At 72.2% G+C, this 14,729-nt stretch carries 14 protein-coding genes; 9 read left to right on the top strand and 5 right to left on the bottom strand.

What is annotated here, in order from left to right; translation table 11 throughout:
* Nucleotides 1–94: 94 nt before the first annotated feature.
* The 4 genes from ACFPYL_RS14095 to ACFPYL_RS14080 all read left to right on the top strand — a co-directional run bounded on the left by ACFPYL_RS14095 (nt 95) and on the right by ACFPYL_RS14080 (nt 4,657).
* A complete protein-coding gene (locus tag ACFPYL_RS14095) occupies nt 95–1,588 on the top strand; it encodes a hypothetical protein (protein ID WP_379155203.1) in 1,494 nt (497 codons plus the stop codon).
* 10 nt (nt 1,589–1,598) lie between these two features.
* Entirely contained in the window at nt 1,599–2,918 is a 1,320-nt protein-coding gene (locus tag ACFPYL_RS14090; protein ID WP_379155200.1) for an HNH endonuclease, read from the top strand.
* Nucleotides 2,919–3,339: 421 nt separating this feature from the next.
* Nucleotides 3,340–3,723 (top strand): hypothetical protein, encoded by a 384-nt coding sequence (locus ACFPYL_RS14085; RefSeq protein ID WP_379155197.1) that lies wholly within the window; start codon nt 3,340–3,342, stop codon nt 3,721–3,723.
* A gap of 28 nt (nt 3,724–3,751) precedes the next feature.
* Entirely contained in the window at nt 3,752–4,657 is a 906-nt protein-coding gene (locus tag ACFPYL_RS14080; protein WP_379155193.1) for a DUF1838 family protein, read from the top strand.
* Here ACFPYL_RS14080 and ACFPYL_RS14075 read toward each other — a convergent pair.
* A complete protein-coding gene (locus ACFPYL_RS14075; protein WP_379155190.1) occupies nt 4,627–5,238 on the bottom strand; it encodes a helix-turn-helix domain-containing protein in 612 nt (203 codons plus the stop codon). The genes ACFPYL_RS14080 and ACFPYL_RS14075 overlap by 31 nt on opposite strands.
* Nucleotides 5,239–5,316: 78 nt before the next feature.
* Between ACFPYL_RS14075 and ACFPYL_RS14070 the strand changes: the two genes are divergently transcribed.
* Together ACFPYL_RS14070 and ACFPYL_RS14065 are read left to right on the top strand one after the other, a co-directional pair.
* Entirely contained in the window at nt 5,317–5,562 is a 246-nt protein-coding gene (locus ACFPYL_RS14070; protein ID WP_379155187.1) for a hypothetical protein, read from the top strand.
* Entirely contained in the window at nt 5,559–6,239 is a 681-nt protein-coding gene (locus ACFPYL_RS14065) for a DUF4386 domain-containing protein (protein WP_379155184.1), read from the top strand. Before ACFPYL_RS14070 ends, ACFPYL_RS14065 begins: the two co-directional genes overlap by 4 nt.
* Here the strand turns inward: ACFPYL_RS14065 and ACFPYL_RS14060 are convergent.
* A complete protein-coding gene (locus ACFPYL_RS14060; RefSeq protein ID WP_379155181.1) occupies nt 6,236–7,063 on the bottom strand; it encodes a ribonuclease Z in 828 nt (275 codons plus the stop codon). The genes ACFPYL_RS14065 and ACFPYL_RS14060 overlap by 4 nt on opposite strands.
* Nucleotides 7,060–7,689 carry a DedA family protein gene (locus ACFPYL_RS14055; RefSeq protein ID WP_379155178.1) on the bottom strand — a complete coding sequence of 210 codons (630 nt, stop codon included), beginning with the start codon at nt 7,687–7,689 and terminating at the stop codon, nt 7,060–7,062. Before ACFPYL_RS14055 ends, ACFPYL_RS14060 begins: the two co-directional genes overlap by 4 nt.
* A 116-nt stretch (nt 7,690–7,805) precedes the next feature.
* Between ACFPYL_RS14055 and ACFPYL_RS14050 the strand changes: the two genes are divergently transcribed.
* From ACFPYL_RS14050 to ACFPYL_RS14040, 3 genes are read left to right on the top strand one after another with little or no spacing between them, the layout of a single operon-like run.
* A complete protein-coding gene (locus ACFPYL_RS14050) occupies nt 7,806–8,402 on the top strand; it encodes a TetR/AcrR family transcriptional regulator (RefSeq protein WP_379155175.1) in 597 nt (198 codons plus the stop codon).
* 34 nt (nt 8,403–8,436) lie between these two features.
* Nucleotides 8,437–9,063 carry a hypothetical protein gene (locus ACFPYL_RS14045; RefSeq protein ID WP_379155172.1) on the top strand — a complete coding sequence of 209 codons (627 nt, stop codon included), beginning with the start codon at nt 8,437–8,439 and terminating at the stop codon, nt 9,061–9,063.
* On the top strand, nt 9,060–10,331 hold the full coding sequence (locus ACFPYL_RS14040) for an alkyl sulfatase dimerization domain-containing protein (RefSeq protein WP_379155169.1): 1,272 nt from the start codon (nt 9,060–9,062) through the stop codon (nt 10,329–10,331). Before ACFPYL_RS14045 ends, ACFPYL_RS14040 begins: the two co-directional genes overlap by 4 nt.
* Here the strand turns inward: ACFPYL_RS14040 and ACFPYL_RS14035 are convergent.
* Together ACFPYL_RS14035 and ACFPYL_RS14030 are read right to left on the bottom strand one after the other, a co-directional pair.
* Entirely contained in the window at nt 10,319–12,664 is a 2,346-nt protein-coding gene (locus ACFPYL_RS14035; protein ID WP_379155166.1) for a lysylphosphatidylglycerol synthase domain-containing protein, read from the bottom strand. The genes ACFPYL_RS14040 and ACFPYL_RS14035 overlap by 13 nt on opposite strands.
* Nucleotides 12,657–14,693 (bottom strand): phage holin family protein, encoded by a 2,037-nt coding sequence (locus ACFPYL_RS14030; RefSeq protein ID WP_379155163.1) that lies wholly within the window; start codon nt 14,691–14,693, stop codon nt 12,657–12,659. Before ACFPYL_RS14030 ends, ACFPYL_RS14035 begins: the two co-directional genes overlap by 8 nt.
* Nucleotides 14,694–14,729 lie beyond the last annotated feature (36 nt).

Genomic DNA, 14,729 nt, shown 5'->3' with positions numbered 1-14,729 from the left:
CTCCAGACGAGCGCGGTACGCCGGGCTAACCTGCGCCGAAACGCGCTCGACGCAGTCACGCGAGTGCGGCTCGAACGGCACGGGGGTGCAGCAAATGGGCGAAGAGTCGTGGCATGAGGCGCGCTTGATCCCGACCTCAGGGATCAACGGCGCAGAGGAGCAGGAACGACGGGCGACGTCCGCGTTGCTTGCTGTGCTGGGAGCGGTGAAGGAGTTCGGGAGGAACTTCGTGAAGCCGTTCGGCGCGCCCGCCGGCAACATGGAGTGCTTCATCGAGGTGCCGTTCACCCTCGGCGAGAGACGGCTCTACCCGGACGGTCTCATCAGGGTCTCGCGGGGCGCGAAGTCGTGGACAGCCCTCGTCGAGGTGAAGACCGGGCCCAACCTGCTCGGCACCGAACAGCTCGAGGCGTACCTCGACATCGCACGGGAGAACGCATTCGACGCGGTGATCACCATCTCGAACGAGATTCCTGCCGTCGCCGGCAGTCATCCGACGAGGATCGACAAGCGAAAGCTGCGCAAGGTCGAGCTGCATCACGTCTCCTGGTCCCAGGTGCTGGCCGACGCAGTGATGCAGAAGGAGTTCAGGGGTGTCGCCGACCCAGACCAGGCGTGGATCCTGGGAGAGCTCATTCGCTACCTGGAGCACCGCAAGTCGGGCGCCCTGGAGTTCGACGACATGGGCGAGGCGTGGGTCGGAGTCCGCGATGCCGTCGCCGCCGGCACGCTGCGGCCCGCCGACAAGGGTGTGCCGGAAGTGATCGCTCGGTTCGACGCGATGCTGCGGTTCGCGAGCCTTCAGCTCGGACGTCAGCTGGGCACCGAGGTCATTCCAGTTGTGACACGGCGCGAGATGGCAGAGCCGGCGACTCGGGTCCAGGCGCTGACGACGATGCTCTGCCAGACCGGAGTCCTCACTGGAGCCATCCGGATCCCCGACACCGTCGGAAACCTCGTGATCACGGCGGACCTGCGCGCCTCCAAGGTTACCTGCCACATCGACGTCGACGCGCCACGCGAAGGCCGTCCGACCACACGCGTCAACTGGTTGGTGCGACAGCTGAAGGCGGCGCCCGACGCGACTCGCGTGGAGTCGTTCGTGGCGCACGGTCGAGGATCAGCGATGGCGGAGCTGCTCGGGAAGGTGCGAGAGGATCCACAGCTTCTCGTGGACGACTCCGGCAAGGAGATTCGCACGTTCCGGGTCGCGACGACGGCCACGATGGGCACCAAGCGAGGTCGAGGCAGGGGCTCGTTCATCGACTCCGTGTTGAGCGCGATCGACGGGTTCTACGCCGATGTCCTGGGTTCGCTCCGACCATGGTCTGCGGCGCCGCCGAAGCTCCGACCTGCCGACGCGGCAGCCAAGGGCATCGACGAGGACGTGTCGTCGTCGCTTTCGTCGACTGACTACTCGTCGCAGGATGATCCGCCCGTCTCCATCTCCGAGACGTTCGGTGAGGCAGCAGCCCACAGTGGCGATGAGCAACCGGGAGATCGGGACGAGCAGAGCGCTGACGAAGAAGCCGACCGCGATGCTGAGGTCGGCATTCGGGGACTTGACGAGTCGGGAGTGAGCGCGTAGAATCGAACACATGTTCGACCACTCGGGAGTCGACGATGCCGCCGTTCACGGCTGGGCCGTCGACCTCGCGTGCGCCGACCTGCCCTCCGACGACGGTGTGATGATCGACGAGATCCGCGCACTCGAGGAGCTGGTCTGCGCGGCCCAGGCGCGACAGGCGCGCCTCGCCGCTGCGTTCGACCGATCGCAGCGGGCTGCGCTGGCCGATCGGGGTGTGCCGGCCGAGCGGCAGGGCCGCGGCGTCGCGGAGCAGGTCGCTCTCGCCCGCCGCGAGTCACCGCACCGGGGTCGCCTGCACCTCGGGCTCGCGAAGGTCCTCGACACCGAGCTCCCACACACCCGCGCCGCGTTCGACGCGGGTCGGATCACCGAGTGGCGCGCCACCGTGATCGCCCGCGAGACCGCCTGCCTGACCCTGGAGGACCGCCGCGCGGTGGACCGTGCGATCGCCGGCGACCCCGACGCGCTGGAGTCCTACTCCGACCGCGTCGTCCTCGCTGAGCTCCACAAGCTCGCCGCCCGCCTCGACCCCGCCTCGGTCGCCGAGCGCCGCCGCCGCGCCGAGACCGAACGCCGGGTCAGCATCCGACCCGCACCCGACACGATGGCCCACCTGACCGTCCTGCTGCCGGTCGCCCAGGCCGTCGCGGTGTACGCCGTCCTGTCGGCCGCAGCCGACCGCGACACCGCCGCCGGCGACCCCCGCACCCGCGGCCAGCTGATGGCCGACACCCTGGTCGCACGCGTCACCGGCGCCCCCACCATCGACGGGCGACCCGTCCCGCCGGTCTCCCTCGGGGTCGTGATGACCGACCACGCCCTGCTCGGCGGCGCCCACGACACCGCCCACCTCGACGGCTACGGCACCATCCCGGCCGGCCTGGCCCGCGAGCTGCTGGCCGACCACCTCGACACCGGCTCCCAGGCCTGGTTACGCCGCCTCTACGCCGATCCCGACACCGGCGAGCTCGTGGCCATGGACTCACGCCAGCGCCTCTTCCGAGGCCGCCTGCGCGAGGCGATCGACCTGCGTGACCAGTCCTGCCGCACGCCATGGTGCAACGCCCCCATCCGGCACCGCGACCACATCACCGGCATCGCCGACGGAGGCCACACCACCGTCCTCGACGGCCAAGGCCTCTGCGAGCAGTGCAACCACGCCAAGCAGGCACCCGGCTGGCGCGCCCGACCACGACCCTCACCAGGCCACCAGGTCGAGACCACCACCCCGACCGGGCACACCTACACCTCACCCGCGCCACCCCTCGTCGCGCTCCGCCACCCCGCCTTCAAGCAGGTCGACCCCGGACGCTGGGTGCTGGTCGGCTGAGCCCGGTCGAGCGATGATGCCCTCGTGGAAGCTGCAGGCGGGACTCGTGTGCGCCGTGTCGAGCCAGCCGCGGTGATCGGCGCGTTGGCCGGTGGGGAGCCCGACTACGCGTCGGCATTCCAGGCCGAGTTCCCTGACGCCGACGACCGGTCGGCCGAGCAGTGGTCGCGACGCATCCTGGAGGATCCGCCGCTGTCTGCAATGGTTCGTGGTCGTCGGGTGGCGGTTCGTGCTGCGTCTACGGCTGGCGCCACGGGGGAGCGACGACGCGGTCGCAGGGTGGGCGGTTCCTCTGGTCCGCCCTGGCGCCGGTGCACCACCGCGTCGAGCCGTTGCTCATCAAGCTGGGCTCGTCTCGGCACACGCGGCGCTGAGCCCCGCTACTCAGGCGAGGCACCCCCGGGCCGACCAAGGTGGGTACATGGAATCCGCAGCGCTCGCCGAACGCCGGACCCGCCCCCGTCGCCCGTGGCGGTGGTGGGCCTGGACCGGACTGGCGGTCCTGACCGTCGTCCACACGCTCGTCATGGCGTTCGCCGCCGTCGTCGAGGCTTACGCGACGAAGGGCAGCTGCAACGACCCGGCCAGCCTTGCGGCGCTGCACGAGGCGCGCGTCTACCTGTGGGTGATCGTCGCGATCTCGGTCCTCCCGTGGCTGACGGCAGCACTGGTCGCCGCCCGGACCCACCGGCCCTGGGTGCGGTGGCTGCTGCCGGCCCCGGTCGTCGCCGTCGTGCCCGTCCTCGTCCTCGGGTCCGCGCTTCAGGCGACGCCGGCGGAGTGGACCGGCGGCTTCTGCTTCTGAGGGCCGGCTTCTGCGCTAGCGTCCGGCCGTGACCAGCACCGTGCCGCTCGACCTGGCGGCGTCGCCGCGCGACAACCTCTACGCGTTCGGCAAGACCTGGGGCACGTTCGGCGAGGAGCCGCTGGTCTCGACGTTCCACGGCGCGATGTACGCCTCGATCGGGACCCAGCGCCTGCAGCCGCTCTTCGGGTACGCCGGCACCGGCATCACCAAGGTCCGGTTCGTCGGCGAGGGCCCGGCCGAGCGCCTCCAGATGCGCGGCAAGGAGACCGGCTTCTTCTACGACCTCCGCTCCGGCGAGGTCATCGAGACGTGGGACAACCCGTTCACCGGGGAGACGGTCGAGGTCTTCCCGTTCCTCAACGACAGGATCGGCGGCGAGCTCACCCTCGAGATGCCGAACCTGTACGTCGGCGACGCCGAGGAGCACGGCGTCGCGATGAACGAGAACGTCGACGCCAACGCCGACGGCTCGCTGCCGTTCATCCTCCCGTGGGCCGTGTACGGCGACGAGGTGCTGCTCGAGTGGGACTACGCGCACGAGTACCCCAACCCGGTCACGCCCTCGGGCTGGCCGCGGTCCTCGACCGGCGCGACGATCAACCCCTCGGAGCACTTCGTCATCTACACCTCGAAGCGGGAGCTCGAGGACCGCGACCTCGCCTCGGCGCACTTCCGGGCCGGCTTCTCCCGCGTCTCGCCGTTCTGGCCGTGGATGCGGATGGGCGGCTCGGGCCTCGAGGGCGGCGTGATGACCGGCCGGCTGCACAGCCGCAAGACGATCCGCGGGCTCGACGACGTGCCGCCGAAGATCCGGGCCTACACCGAGCAGCACCACCCGGGCTACTTCGAGGCCCCGGCCGACTGGGACGTCTCCGGCCCGATCCTGTCGTCGTGGGAGGCCTACGCCCGCGCGGTGGCGCCGGAGGCCTGAGCCTTCGGCCGGGCACGGACGTGCATCCGCTCGCCCTGGCGGCCCAGGACGGAGAGCACCTCGACCGGTGCCTCCCCGGTGCTGCCGAACCAGTGCGGCACGCGGGTGTCGAACTCGGCGACCTCGCCCGGGCCGAGGACGAGGTCGTGCTCGCCGATGACGATGCGCAGCTGGCCGGCGATGACGTACATCCACTCGTAGCCCTCGTGGGTCTTCATCTCGACCGTGCTCTTCGAGGTCGGGATGACGATCTTCCACACCTGGACCCCGCCGGGCTGGCGGGTCAGCGGGATCACGGTGCGGCCGTGGACCTGGTGCGGCCTCAGGTGCACGCGGGGATCGCCGACCTCGGGTGCACCGACCAGCTCGTCCAGCGGTACGCCGTACGCCTCGGCGAGCGGTAGCAGCAGCTCCAGGCTCGGGCGTCGCTGACCGGTCTCCAACCGGGACAGCGTGCTCTTCGAGATCCCGGTGCGCTCGGACAGCTCGGCCAGGCTGGTCGAGCGCAGGGAGCGCAGCCGCTTCAGGCGCGGCCCGACCTGGTCGAGGGCGGTGGCGATGCGGGAGCTCGGGTCGTCCATGGAGCCATGGAAGCGCGTGCGTCCCGGGTTCGGCAACGATCGTTGCCGAGACGGGGACGGGGGCCGCACGCTCCCAGCATGGACAACAACACCCGGCCCATCGGCCCCCCGACCAAGCACCAGCTCGCCCTGATGATCTGGCTGTGCGTGTTCCCGACCCTGACCGTAATCAACCTGACGCTCGCGGACTGGCTGCGCCCCATGTCCCCGGTGCTGCGAACGTTCGTGCTCGCCACCATCGCCGTCCCAGTCGTCATCTACGGACTCATGCCCCAGCTGCACAGGGCGCGGGTCCGGATCCTCACCTCCAGGAGCACCTCATGAACGCGCGCCGCACCGCCCTGCTCGGCGGTCTCGCCTACCTCGCCACGTTCGTCTTCTCGATGCCGGCGGTCCTGCTCCTCCACCCCGCCACCGACGACCCCACGGGCTTCGTCCAGGGCGCTGGCAACGAGTCCCAGGTGGTCCTGGGCGGGGCCTTCGAGCTGATCACCGCGCTGGCCTGCGTCGCCACGGCGATCGCGCTCTACCCGGTGACCCGGCGGGTCAGCCGGACCGCCGCCCTCGGGTTCGTTGCCTCCCGCACCGTCGAGGCCGGCCTCATCCTGGTCGGCGTCGTCAGCATCCTGGCGGTCGTCACGCTGCGCCAGGACTTCGCCGGTACGGCGGACGCACCAGCCGGGCTCGCCGCCGTCGCCCACGGGCTGGTCGACGTACGTGGCTGGACCTTCCTCTTCGGTCCCGGCGTCATGCCGGCGATCAACGCGCTCTTCCTCGCGACCGTCCTGCACCGGGCCGGGCTCGTGCCGCGGATCCTGCCGGTCCTCGGCCTCATCGGCGCACCGCTGCTGGTCGCCAAGACGATGGTCGTCACGTTCGGCGGTCTTGACGACCTCACGGTCGTCGCCGGGCTGTGCGCCCTGCCCATCGCCGCGTGGGAGCTGGGCCTCGGGCTGTGGCTCACCTTCCGGGGTTTCCGGCCGTCGCCGGTCCTGGCCTAGCCGATCCGGACGGCGTGCAGGTCGTCGCCGAGCTCGATCCGGCCGGCGAAGTGGGCGGCCGCGACCGCCCGCCACTCGTCCTCGGCGCCCGGGACCGGGGCAGGGACGTAGTGGGTGAGGACCAACGTGCCCACGCCGGCGCGGGTCGCGGTCCTGGCGGCGTCCTCGACGGACGAGTGGTAGTCGAGGATGTCCTGCAGCCGGGGGAGCGGGACCGGCTCGAGCAGGTCGCGCCGGATCGCGGTGATCACGAGGGCGTCGGCGCCGGCACAGAGGGCGTCGAGGCTCGCGCAGGGGACGGTGTCGCCCGCGACGACGACCGCGGCTCCGTCGTGCTCGATCCGGAAGGCGAGCGTCGGCTCGACGGGACGGTGGTCGGTGGCGCCGACCCGGACGATCACGTCGTCGGCGTCCCACACCACGCCGGTCGAGACCTCCTGCACGTGCACCGGCGGGGGACCGTCGAGGTCCGCGTGGTGGGTGGTGCGGTAGCCGACGTCCGGCGCGAGCGACTCCAGGACGGCCGCCGTCACCGCCTTCGTGCCGGGCGGCCCGACCACGATCAGCGGCGAAGGCTCGAACGTCGTGATCCAGCGGGTGGTGACCAGGTCGCCGAGGTCGGTGACGTGGTCGCTGTGGAGGTGCGTGAGCAGTACGGCGGTGAGCTGGTTCGGCCCCGAGCCCGCCCCGGCCGCGCGCATCACGACGCCGCGGCCCGCGTCGACCAAGAACGTCGCGGACCCGGCGCGCACCAGGGTCGCCGGCCCGGCCCGGTGCGGGTCCGGGAGCGGGCTCCCGGTGCCCAGCAGGGTGACCTCGATCATCGGAGCTCCTCCTCGGCGGCCCGCCGGCGGCGACGACGTCGCGCGACGGAGAGCACGATCACGACGACCAGAAGCAGCCCGAGGAGTGGCGCCACGCGCTCGAGGACGGTGTTGACGGTGTCGATGTTGTTGCCGGCCTGGCGGCCGACGATCGTGCAGACGCCGACCCAGAGCGCGGCGCCGACCATGTTGGCGACCAGGAACCGGTGCCAGCTCATCTCGGTGAGACCGGCCACGAGCCCGTTGGCGCGACGCAGCAGCGGGACGAAGCGGCCGACGACCACGGTGGCGGTGCCGCGCCGGGCGTAGAACGCCTCGACCCGGTCGAGCAGGTCGTGGGTCACCCCGAAGCGACGCCCGAGGCGGATCGCGAGCGGACGGCCGCCGTACCGACCGATGGCGAAGGCGGCGCACTCGCCGAGCACCGCTGCCGTCCAGGCGACGACGAGCACGGGCACGAGACCGAGATCGCCCGAGACCGTGTAGATCGACGCCACGATCAGCGTGGCGTCCCCCGGCACCGGGATGCAGAGGTTCGCGAGGAAGACCATCCCGGCGACGGCGAGGTAGCCGTAGTCATCGATGTAGGGAGCGACGCTCCCGAACACCCCCGGCAGGTCGGTCATGACTCGGGATCATGCCGTACGACGGGCCGGTGTCAACGACCATTTGGCACCAGATTGCCAAAAGATGTTGCTCTGCGGCGTCGCCGCAAGGCCGCGGACGACGTACCCTCACGCACATGCCCAAGGACGTGGACGGTCGTACGGCGCGGCGGGGTCGCAACAGCGACGCCGTGCTGGACACGGTCCACGAGATGTTCGTCGAGGGGAACTTCTCGCCCTCCGTCGAGGAGGTCGCCGCCCGGTCGGGCGTGTCGCTGCGCTCGGTCTACCGCTACTTCGAGGACACCGAGGCCCTGCTGCACCTCGCGATCGAGCGACGGATCGCGCTGGTCGGCGAGCTCTACGGGCTCGGCGAGCTCGGCGAGGGCACGCAGGAGGAGCGGGTCCTGGCCCTGGTCAACCAGCGGCTGGTGCTGCACAGCAAGCTCGCGCCGTCGATCCGCGCGGCGATGCTCCGCGCGCCGTTCTCGCCGCAGATCGCCGACCAGGTGCAGGCGCGCCGGGACCTGCTCAGCGAGCAGGTCGCCGCCCAGTTCGCCGCCGAGACGCGCGGCCTGGGCAAGGCCCGCAGCGAGGAGCTCCTGGTGAGCATCGACGCGCTGTGCTCCTTCGAGTCCATCGAGGCGATGCGCGTCCGCCACGGCCTGTCGATCAGCCGGACCCGCCGGGCGCTGGTGGGCGGTGTGACGGCACTGCTCGCGGCCCCAAACTAATGACACGCTGACTGCCAATAGTTACACTCCGAGCGTGCCTGCACACACCGAGGAGTCGCGGTACGGCGTGCTGGACCACGCCTACGTCGCCCGGCTGCAGTCGCTCCCGGCAGAGCAGGACGCGCCGTTCCTGATGCTCAACCTGATGCGCTACCGCGAGCTGGCCGACTACCCGGCCGGCCACCCGGACGCCGGCGTGGGCCGCACGGGCCGCGAGGCCGACGACCTCTACGCCCCGCTGGCGATCCTGCACGACCTCGGGGCCGAGGTCGTCCTGTACGGCGACGTCGCCGCGAGCGAGCACTGGGACCGCGTCGCGGTGGTGCGCTATCCCTCCGTGCGGTCCTTCGTCGACATGCAGGAGCGTCCGGACTTCATCGAGCGCCACGTCCACAAGGACGCGGGCATGCTGTCGACGATCATCGCCGTCTGCCGCCCCGTCGGGGGTTCCGTAGCGGGGCAGCAGCGGGTGCTGGTCGAGCTGCTCGACGCGGGCGACGTGCCCGAGCCGGGCCCGGGGCGCCTGGTCCTCGAGGTCGACGGCGTCCCCGTCGGCGACGGCCGCACCTGGACCTCGGTCGTGATCACCGCGGCGTCCCCGTCCGCCACCGGATCGGCCACCACGGTGGTCGTCGACACCCTCATCCAGGAGCTGCCATGAACGCCCAGGCGAGCATCATCGACGTCGCCGACGACCTCTGGACCGGCAGGCGCCGGATCGAGGACACGCACCCGTTCTCGCTGTCCGGCGAGGCCGAGGAGATCACCGACGGCGTCGCCTTCGTGCCGGCCTTCGCCAACGTCTCGGCGTTCGCGACCGACGACGGTCTGACGCTCGTCGACACCGGCAGCGCGCCGTTCGCCCAGCACATCCACGACACGCTGCGGCGCTGGAACACCACCCGCCTGAACACCGCCGTCTTCTCCCACGGTCACATCGACCACGTCTTCGGCGTCGCGCCGTTCGAGGAGGAGGCCCGCGAGAACGGCTGGGCCGCGCCGCGCGTCGTCGCCCATGAGCGGATGCCGGCTCGCTTCGACCGCTACGTCCTCACCGCCGGCTACAACGAGGTCATCAACCAGCGTCAGTTCGGGCTGCCCGACCTGCGCTGGCCGCGCGAGTACCGCTACCCCGACGAGACGTACGCCGACCGCACGTCCCTCACCGTCGGCGGCCTCGGCCTCGAGCTCACGCACTGCAAGGGCGAGACCGACGACCACACCTACACCTGGGTCCCCGAGCGCAAGGTGCTCTGCAGCGGCGACCTCTTCATCTGGGCCTCGCCCAACGCGGGCAACCCGCAGAAGGTGCAGCGCTACCCGCGCGAGTGGGCGGCCGGCCTGCGCACGATGGCCGACCTCGGCGCGGAGGTCCTGCTGCCCGGTCACGGCGTGCCCGTCATCGGCGCCGACCGGATCCGCCAGGCGCTCACCGACAGCGCCGACCTGCTCGACCACCTGCACGACGAGACCGTGGCGATGATGAACGCCGGCGCCCGGCTCGACGAGATCGTGCACACCGTCCGCGGACCGCAGCACCTGCTGGAGCGGCCCTACCTGCGGCCGGTGTACGACGAGCCGGAGTTCGTCGTGCGCAACGTCTGGCGCTTGTACGGCGGCTGGTGGGACGGCGACCCGGCGCACCTCAAGCCGGCGCCCGCGGCCGCGCTCGCGACGGAGCTGGCCGACCTCGCCGGCGGACCGACGCGGCTCGCGGACCGGGCGCTCGCCGTCCTGGAGGCGGGCGACGACCGGCTCGCCGGTCACCTGGCGGAGCTGGCCTCGCAGGCCGCGCCGGACGACCCGGCGATCGCCGCGGTCCGGGCCCGGGTCTTCTCCACGCGCGCCGCGCACGAGGCCTCGACGATGTCGCAGGGGGTCTTCGGCTGGGCGGCTCGGGAGTCCGAGGCCGCCGCTCAGTCGATGTAGTCCTGCTTGCGCAGCCAGCGCAGTGCCCACACGCCGTACACCGGCGGGAGGTAGGACGTCGCGATCCGTTGCGTGACCGCGACCGCGAACGCCGGACCGCTGTCCATGCCGAGCCCGACCAGGCACGCGGAGATCGCCGCCTCGGCGACCCCGACGTTGCCGGGCACCGGGATGATCGCGGCGAACGCTGCGGCAGCCGCGGTCACGAAGAGCGCGGTGCCGTAGGAGATGGACGGCTGCAGGCCCTGGACCATGCACGCCAGCGCGACCGCCGTGATCATCAGCGACACGAGGTTGGTGCCGAAGAGGCCGAGTGCCCGTCCGGGGCTCTCGGTGACCACGCGGAGCGAGTCCCAGGCGCTGCGCGCCGCGGTGACGGCGGCCTGCCGCAGCTTGGGCACCAGGGCCACGGCGATGACGGAGAGCACGACGGCGACGGCGATGTAGAGGAGGATCCGGTCGAGGTTGTCCGGGCCGGAGAGATCGAGGTCCGGCGTGTTCGAGGCGACCACCAGCGCGACCAGGACGACGACCACGTTGGCGACGGTGCCGGCCAACGAGTCCAGCGCCGTTGCGGTGACGGCCGTGGCCGGCCCCTCGCCGAAGCGGCGCAGGAAGGTGGTGTAGAGCGCGACCCGGCCGAGGGTGGCGGAGATCGCCAGCCCGATCGTCTTGACGCCGTACTGGAGCTGCACGAGCGGGCCGAGGGGCAGTCGGGTGCGCACCGTCGACATGGCGGTGCCGGCGTCGGCGACCGAGGTGAGCTGGGCGACCACGAGCCCGATCAGGACCCAGCTCCACGTGGCGTTGCGCCAGGTGTCGATGACGGTCACCCAGTCCAGCTCGATCAGCATGCTGAGCAGTCCGTACGCCGCCAGCAGGATCAGGCCCGTCGTCAGGATGTTGCGCCACTTGATCCGGACGATCTCGGCGGGCTCGGGGGCCGGCACGCCGGTGCGGTCCGAGACCAGCTCGCCGATCCGGGCCAGCGTCGTCTTCAGGTCGGCGCCGGGCATCGACCGGGGCATGGCGGCGCGCTGGAGGTAGGGCAGGGCGGCGGCCACGCCGTCGGCACCGAGGCCGGCCGCGGCCGCGTCGACCGCGCGCTCCGGTCCGACCGCGAGCGACTGGCTGGCCAGCAGGACGGCGACGTCCCGCGCCCGTTGGGCGTCCGTGGCGGCGACGGTGCCCGACGCCCACTCCGAGAACACCGGCCCCCGGACGGTGGCCGCGATCCGCGCCAGGGTGAGCTCGCCGTGCGTGATGCCGGCTGCGTGCATCCGGGAGACGGCCGCCCACACCTCGTGCAGCGTGTCGTCGCCGATCGTCTCGGCGTCGGCCAGCGCCGGCGCCGGCCCGCCCAGGACGAGCACCGCGTCGCCGTCGGTCTCGGCGGCGGCGACCACGTCGTCGACGAGGACGCCGGCCCGTTCGGCCAGGATCGTCAGCAGCGCCTCGTGCTCGACGAGCTGCAGCCGGGTCGCGCCGGGCTCGGTCTGGTCGCGGTAGAGGAGGATCCGCCACCACCGTGAGGCCCGGTGCGCGTCGGTGGCGTCGCGGCCGTAGACCTTGACCAGCAGCGGCTCGCCGGCGGTCGAGTCCGCGTAGAGGATCCGGGCTCCCCACGGCTGCCGGTCGGCGAACCGGAGGCCGCTCACGTCGAGCCCGAGCCTGCGGAGGCTGCCCGCGACCCGCTGGAGATCGGGGTGGCCCGCGGGCGACCCGAGGAGCACGAGCGCCGTACCTGCGCCGACGATGCCGAGCGCCAGCGCGCCCATCACGTCGGTCGGGCCGGCGATGCCGATCGCCCAGGCCGCGAAGCACTGGAGCACGACGACCAGGATGTGGAGGCGCCGGTAGGTGAGCACCACCCACGGCCGCAGGACGAGCAGCAACGAGGTGACGACCGCGACCCGCACGGTCGGGAAGCCGTGGGCCGAGCCGGACCGCACCGGCGCCGGGTCGAGGTCCGGCCAGCCGGCTCCGGCCAGCCACGACGCGACGAACGTGCCGGCGACCGCGACGCCGACGGCGACGACCAAGGTGATCGGGAGGACGCCCCGGCGGGGGATCGTGACGACCACGGCGACCACGACGACCACGACGTACGCCGCGCCGAGGGTGTACGTCGCGTCGAAGAGCGCCGTCACCCAGCGTGGGAGGTCGTCGGCGACGTGGCGGACGGCATCGTCGAGGACGCCGCGGTGCTCGGCGGCGCGCACGCACGCGAGCGCCACCAGGACCCCGACCACGAGCAGGATCGCGTCGATCGGACGACGGCTCAGGTTCCTGCCCTTGACGAAGAAGCGGGCGGACACCCTCGACTCAGCCATGGACGTCCTCCTGCGCCAGCGCGGCGCGGTGCCCGACCTGCTCCAGCCAACCGACCAGCACGCGGTGCAGCGCGTCCGCTCCCACGACCATCTCCTCGGGCATCTCGAAGTCGACCGGGTGCACGACCATGCCCCGGTCCTGCCAGCCACCGAGTCCACCGTGGCACGCCACCAGTCCCTCGAACGCCGCGACCTCGCCGAGGTCGTCGATCAGGCTGTTGACGTAGATGTCGGGCGCCTCCGGCATGGTGGCGGCGCGGAGCACGAACTCGGGCGCGTGCGGGCCGAACCTCGCCAGCGGGTCCACCCCGGTGACGGCCCCGTCGCGCACTCGGTGCTCGCCACCGGGTCCCAGCGCGACCGGTCCGTGCTCGTCCGTGTGCACGACCACGAACCCGACACCGGGGTGCGAGACCAGGCCGGGCACCAGCGCGGGGTAGCGCTCGGCGAGGTCGTCGATCGTGAGCCGGTGCTGCTCGCCGGTCACGTAGACCAGCCCGAGGTTGCCGGAGCCGAAGACGAGGAACTCCTCGGCCTTCGTGGGGCTCCGGGTCTCGAACGTCTGCGACTGGATCTGCTCCTCGGCCCGGTCCGACGCCCGCCGCAGGGCCCGCCCGAGCACCGTGTCGTCGCCCGCGCCGCCCGCGACCATCGACTGCAGCGAGCCGCGCCCCTCGGCGTTCCCGGTTGACGCGATCGCCGCGCTGTCGGAGAGGCGCGACACCAGCGCGGCGAGGTCCTCGCCGTACCTGTCCGCGAACACCTCGCCCTGCGACTGTCCGTGGTCGGAGAGCACGACGATGTGGTACTTCCGGGGCGCGACGGCGGCGACCGCCTCGATCTGGGCGAGCACGGCGTCGATGCCGGCGAGGGCGTCCAGGGACTCGGGCTGCAGGATCCCGGCGTGGTGCGCGACGGCGTCGTAGTCCACGTAGTCGACGTAGACGCTGCGCCGGCCCTTGAGCATCGCGTCGGCGACCATCGCGGTGTTGAGGTCGCGGATGACGCCGCTGAGCCCGGCCCGCTCGCCGGCGAAGGCCCAGCCGCGGTGGACGCGCGGCCGGATGTCGCGGCGTACGGCGCGGGTGGCCTGGAACCGCTCGCGCGCGATCTCGCTGACGGCCCGCGACATGCTGCGCGCGAAGCCGTTCGGCCGGCTCAGGAACTCCGAGATGGCCCGCCGGGACTCCCGGCTCTCGTTGGCGCGGCCGATCGCGCTCATGGTCGCGTACGCCGTGGTCGCGTCGCCGGTGAAGAGGTTGCTCACCGAGACCCCGTCGTCGGCGAGCAGGCCGCGTCCGTCGGAGTGGGAGGCCTCGATCAGCGCGGCGTCGGCGGGCCGGTTGGCGACGTAGACCTTGCCGCTCGGGCGGTCGAGCCACCGGAACGCGGGGATGCCCTCGATGGTGCCGTGCAGGATCCCCATCTGGCTCGCCGGCGTCGTGGCCGGGAGCTTCGGGCGCCACTCGACCGAGCGGTGCGAGCCGGACCGGACCCAGCGCGAGAGCGTCGGCAGCGTGCCGGCCCGGACGCACCAGTCGAGCACCGGGAACGGCACGCCGTCGGCCTGGACGAAGACGATGCCCGGCAGGCCGGGGTCGTCGACCGTCACCTTCTGGCGGTGGGCACGGCGGATCAGGGACGCGGTGACCGCGTCGTCGGTGCCCGCCGTACCGACCCAGACGAACAGGGTCGAGACCCCGGCGATGATCCAGGAGGCGAGCAACGCCCAGCCGAGGTCGGCCGCGCTGCCGCCGCGCGGGGCGTAGACGACGAGCCAGACGACGATGGCCTGGCCGAAGAGTCCGAGCAGGAGGGCGCCGACCCAGCCGAGGAGCACCGCGCCGCGGACCAGGACGAACCGCAGGGCGACACCGAAGACCGCGATCAGGACCGCGGTGAGCAGCGCGCCCTCCCAGCCACCGACGTCGAAGCTCGGGATCAGCCACGAGGCCACGAGCAGGCCGACCGTCGCGCCGACGAGGGCGAGCAGCGCACGGCCGAAGTCGCCCAGGCGGAGCCGTCCCATGGCGCGAACCTAGCGGTTCACCGCCGCCCCGGGGGT

This window comes from Nocardioides hankookensis, assembly GCF_042658885.1.
In the GTDB taxonomy this organism is placed as follows: domain Bacteria; phylum Actinomycetota; class Actinomycetes; order Propionibacteriales; family Nocardioidaceae; genus Nocardioides; species Nocardioides hankookensis.
Note: the sequence above shows the minus strand (reverse complement) of the source record. Positions and strands in the feature narration are given on the sequence as shown.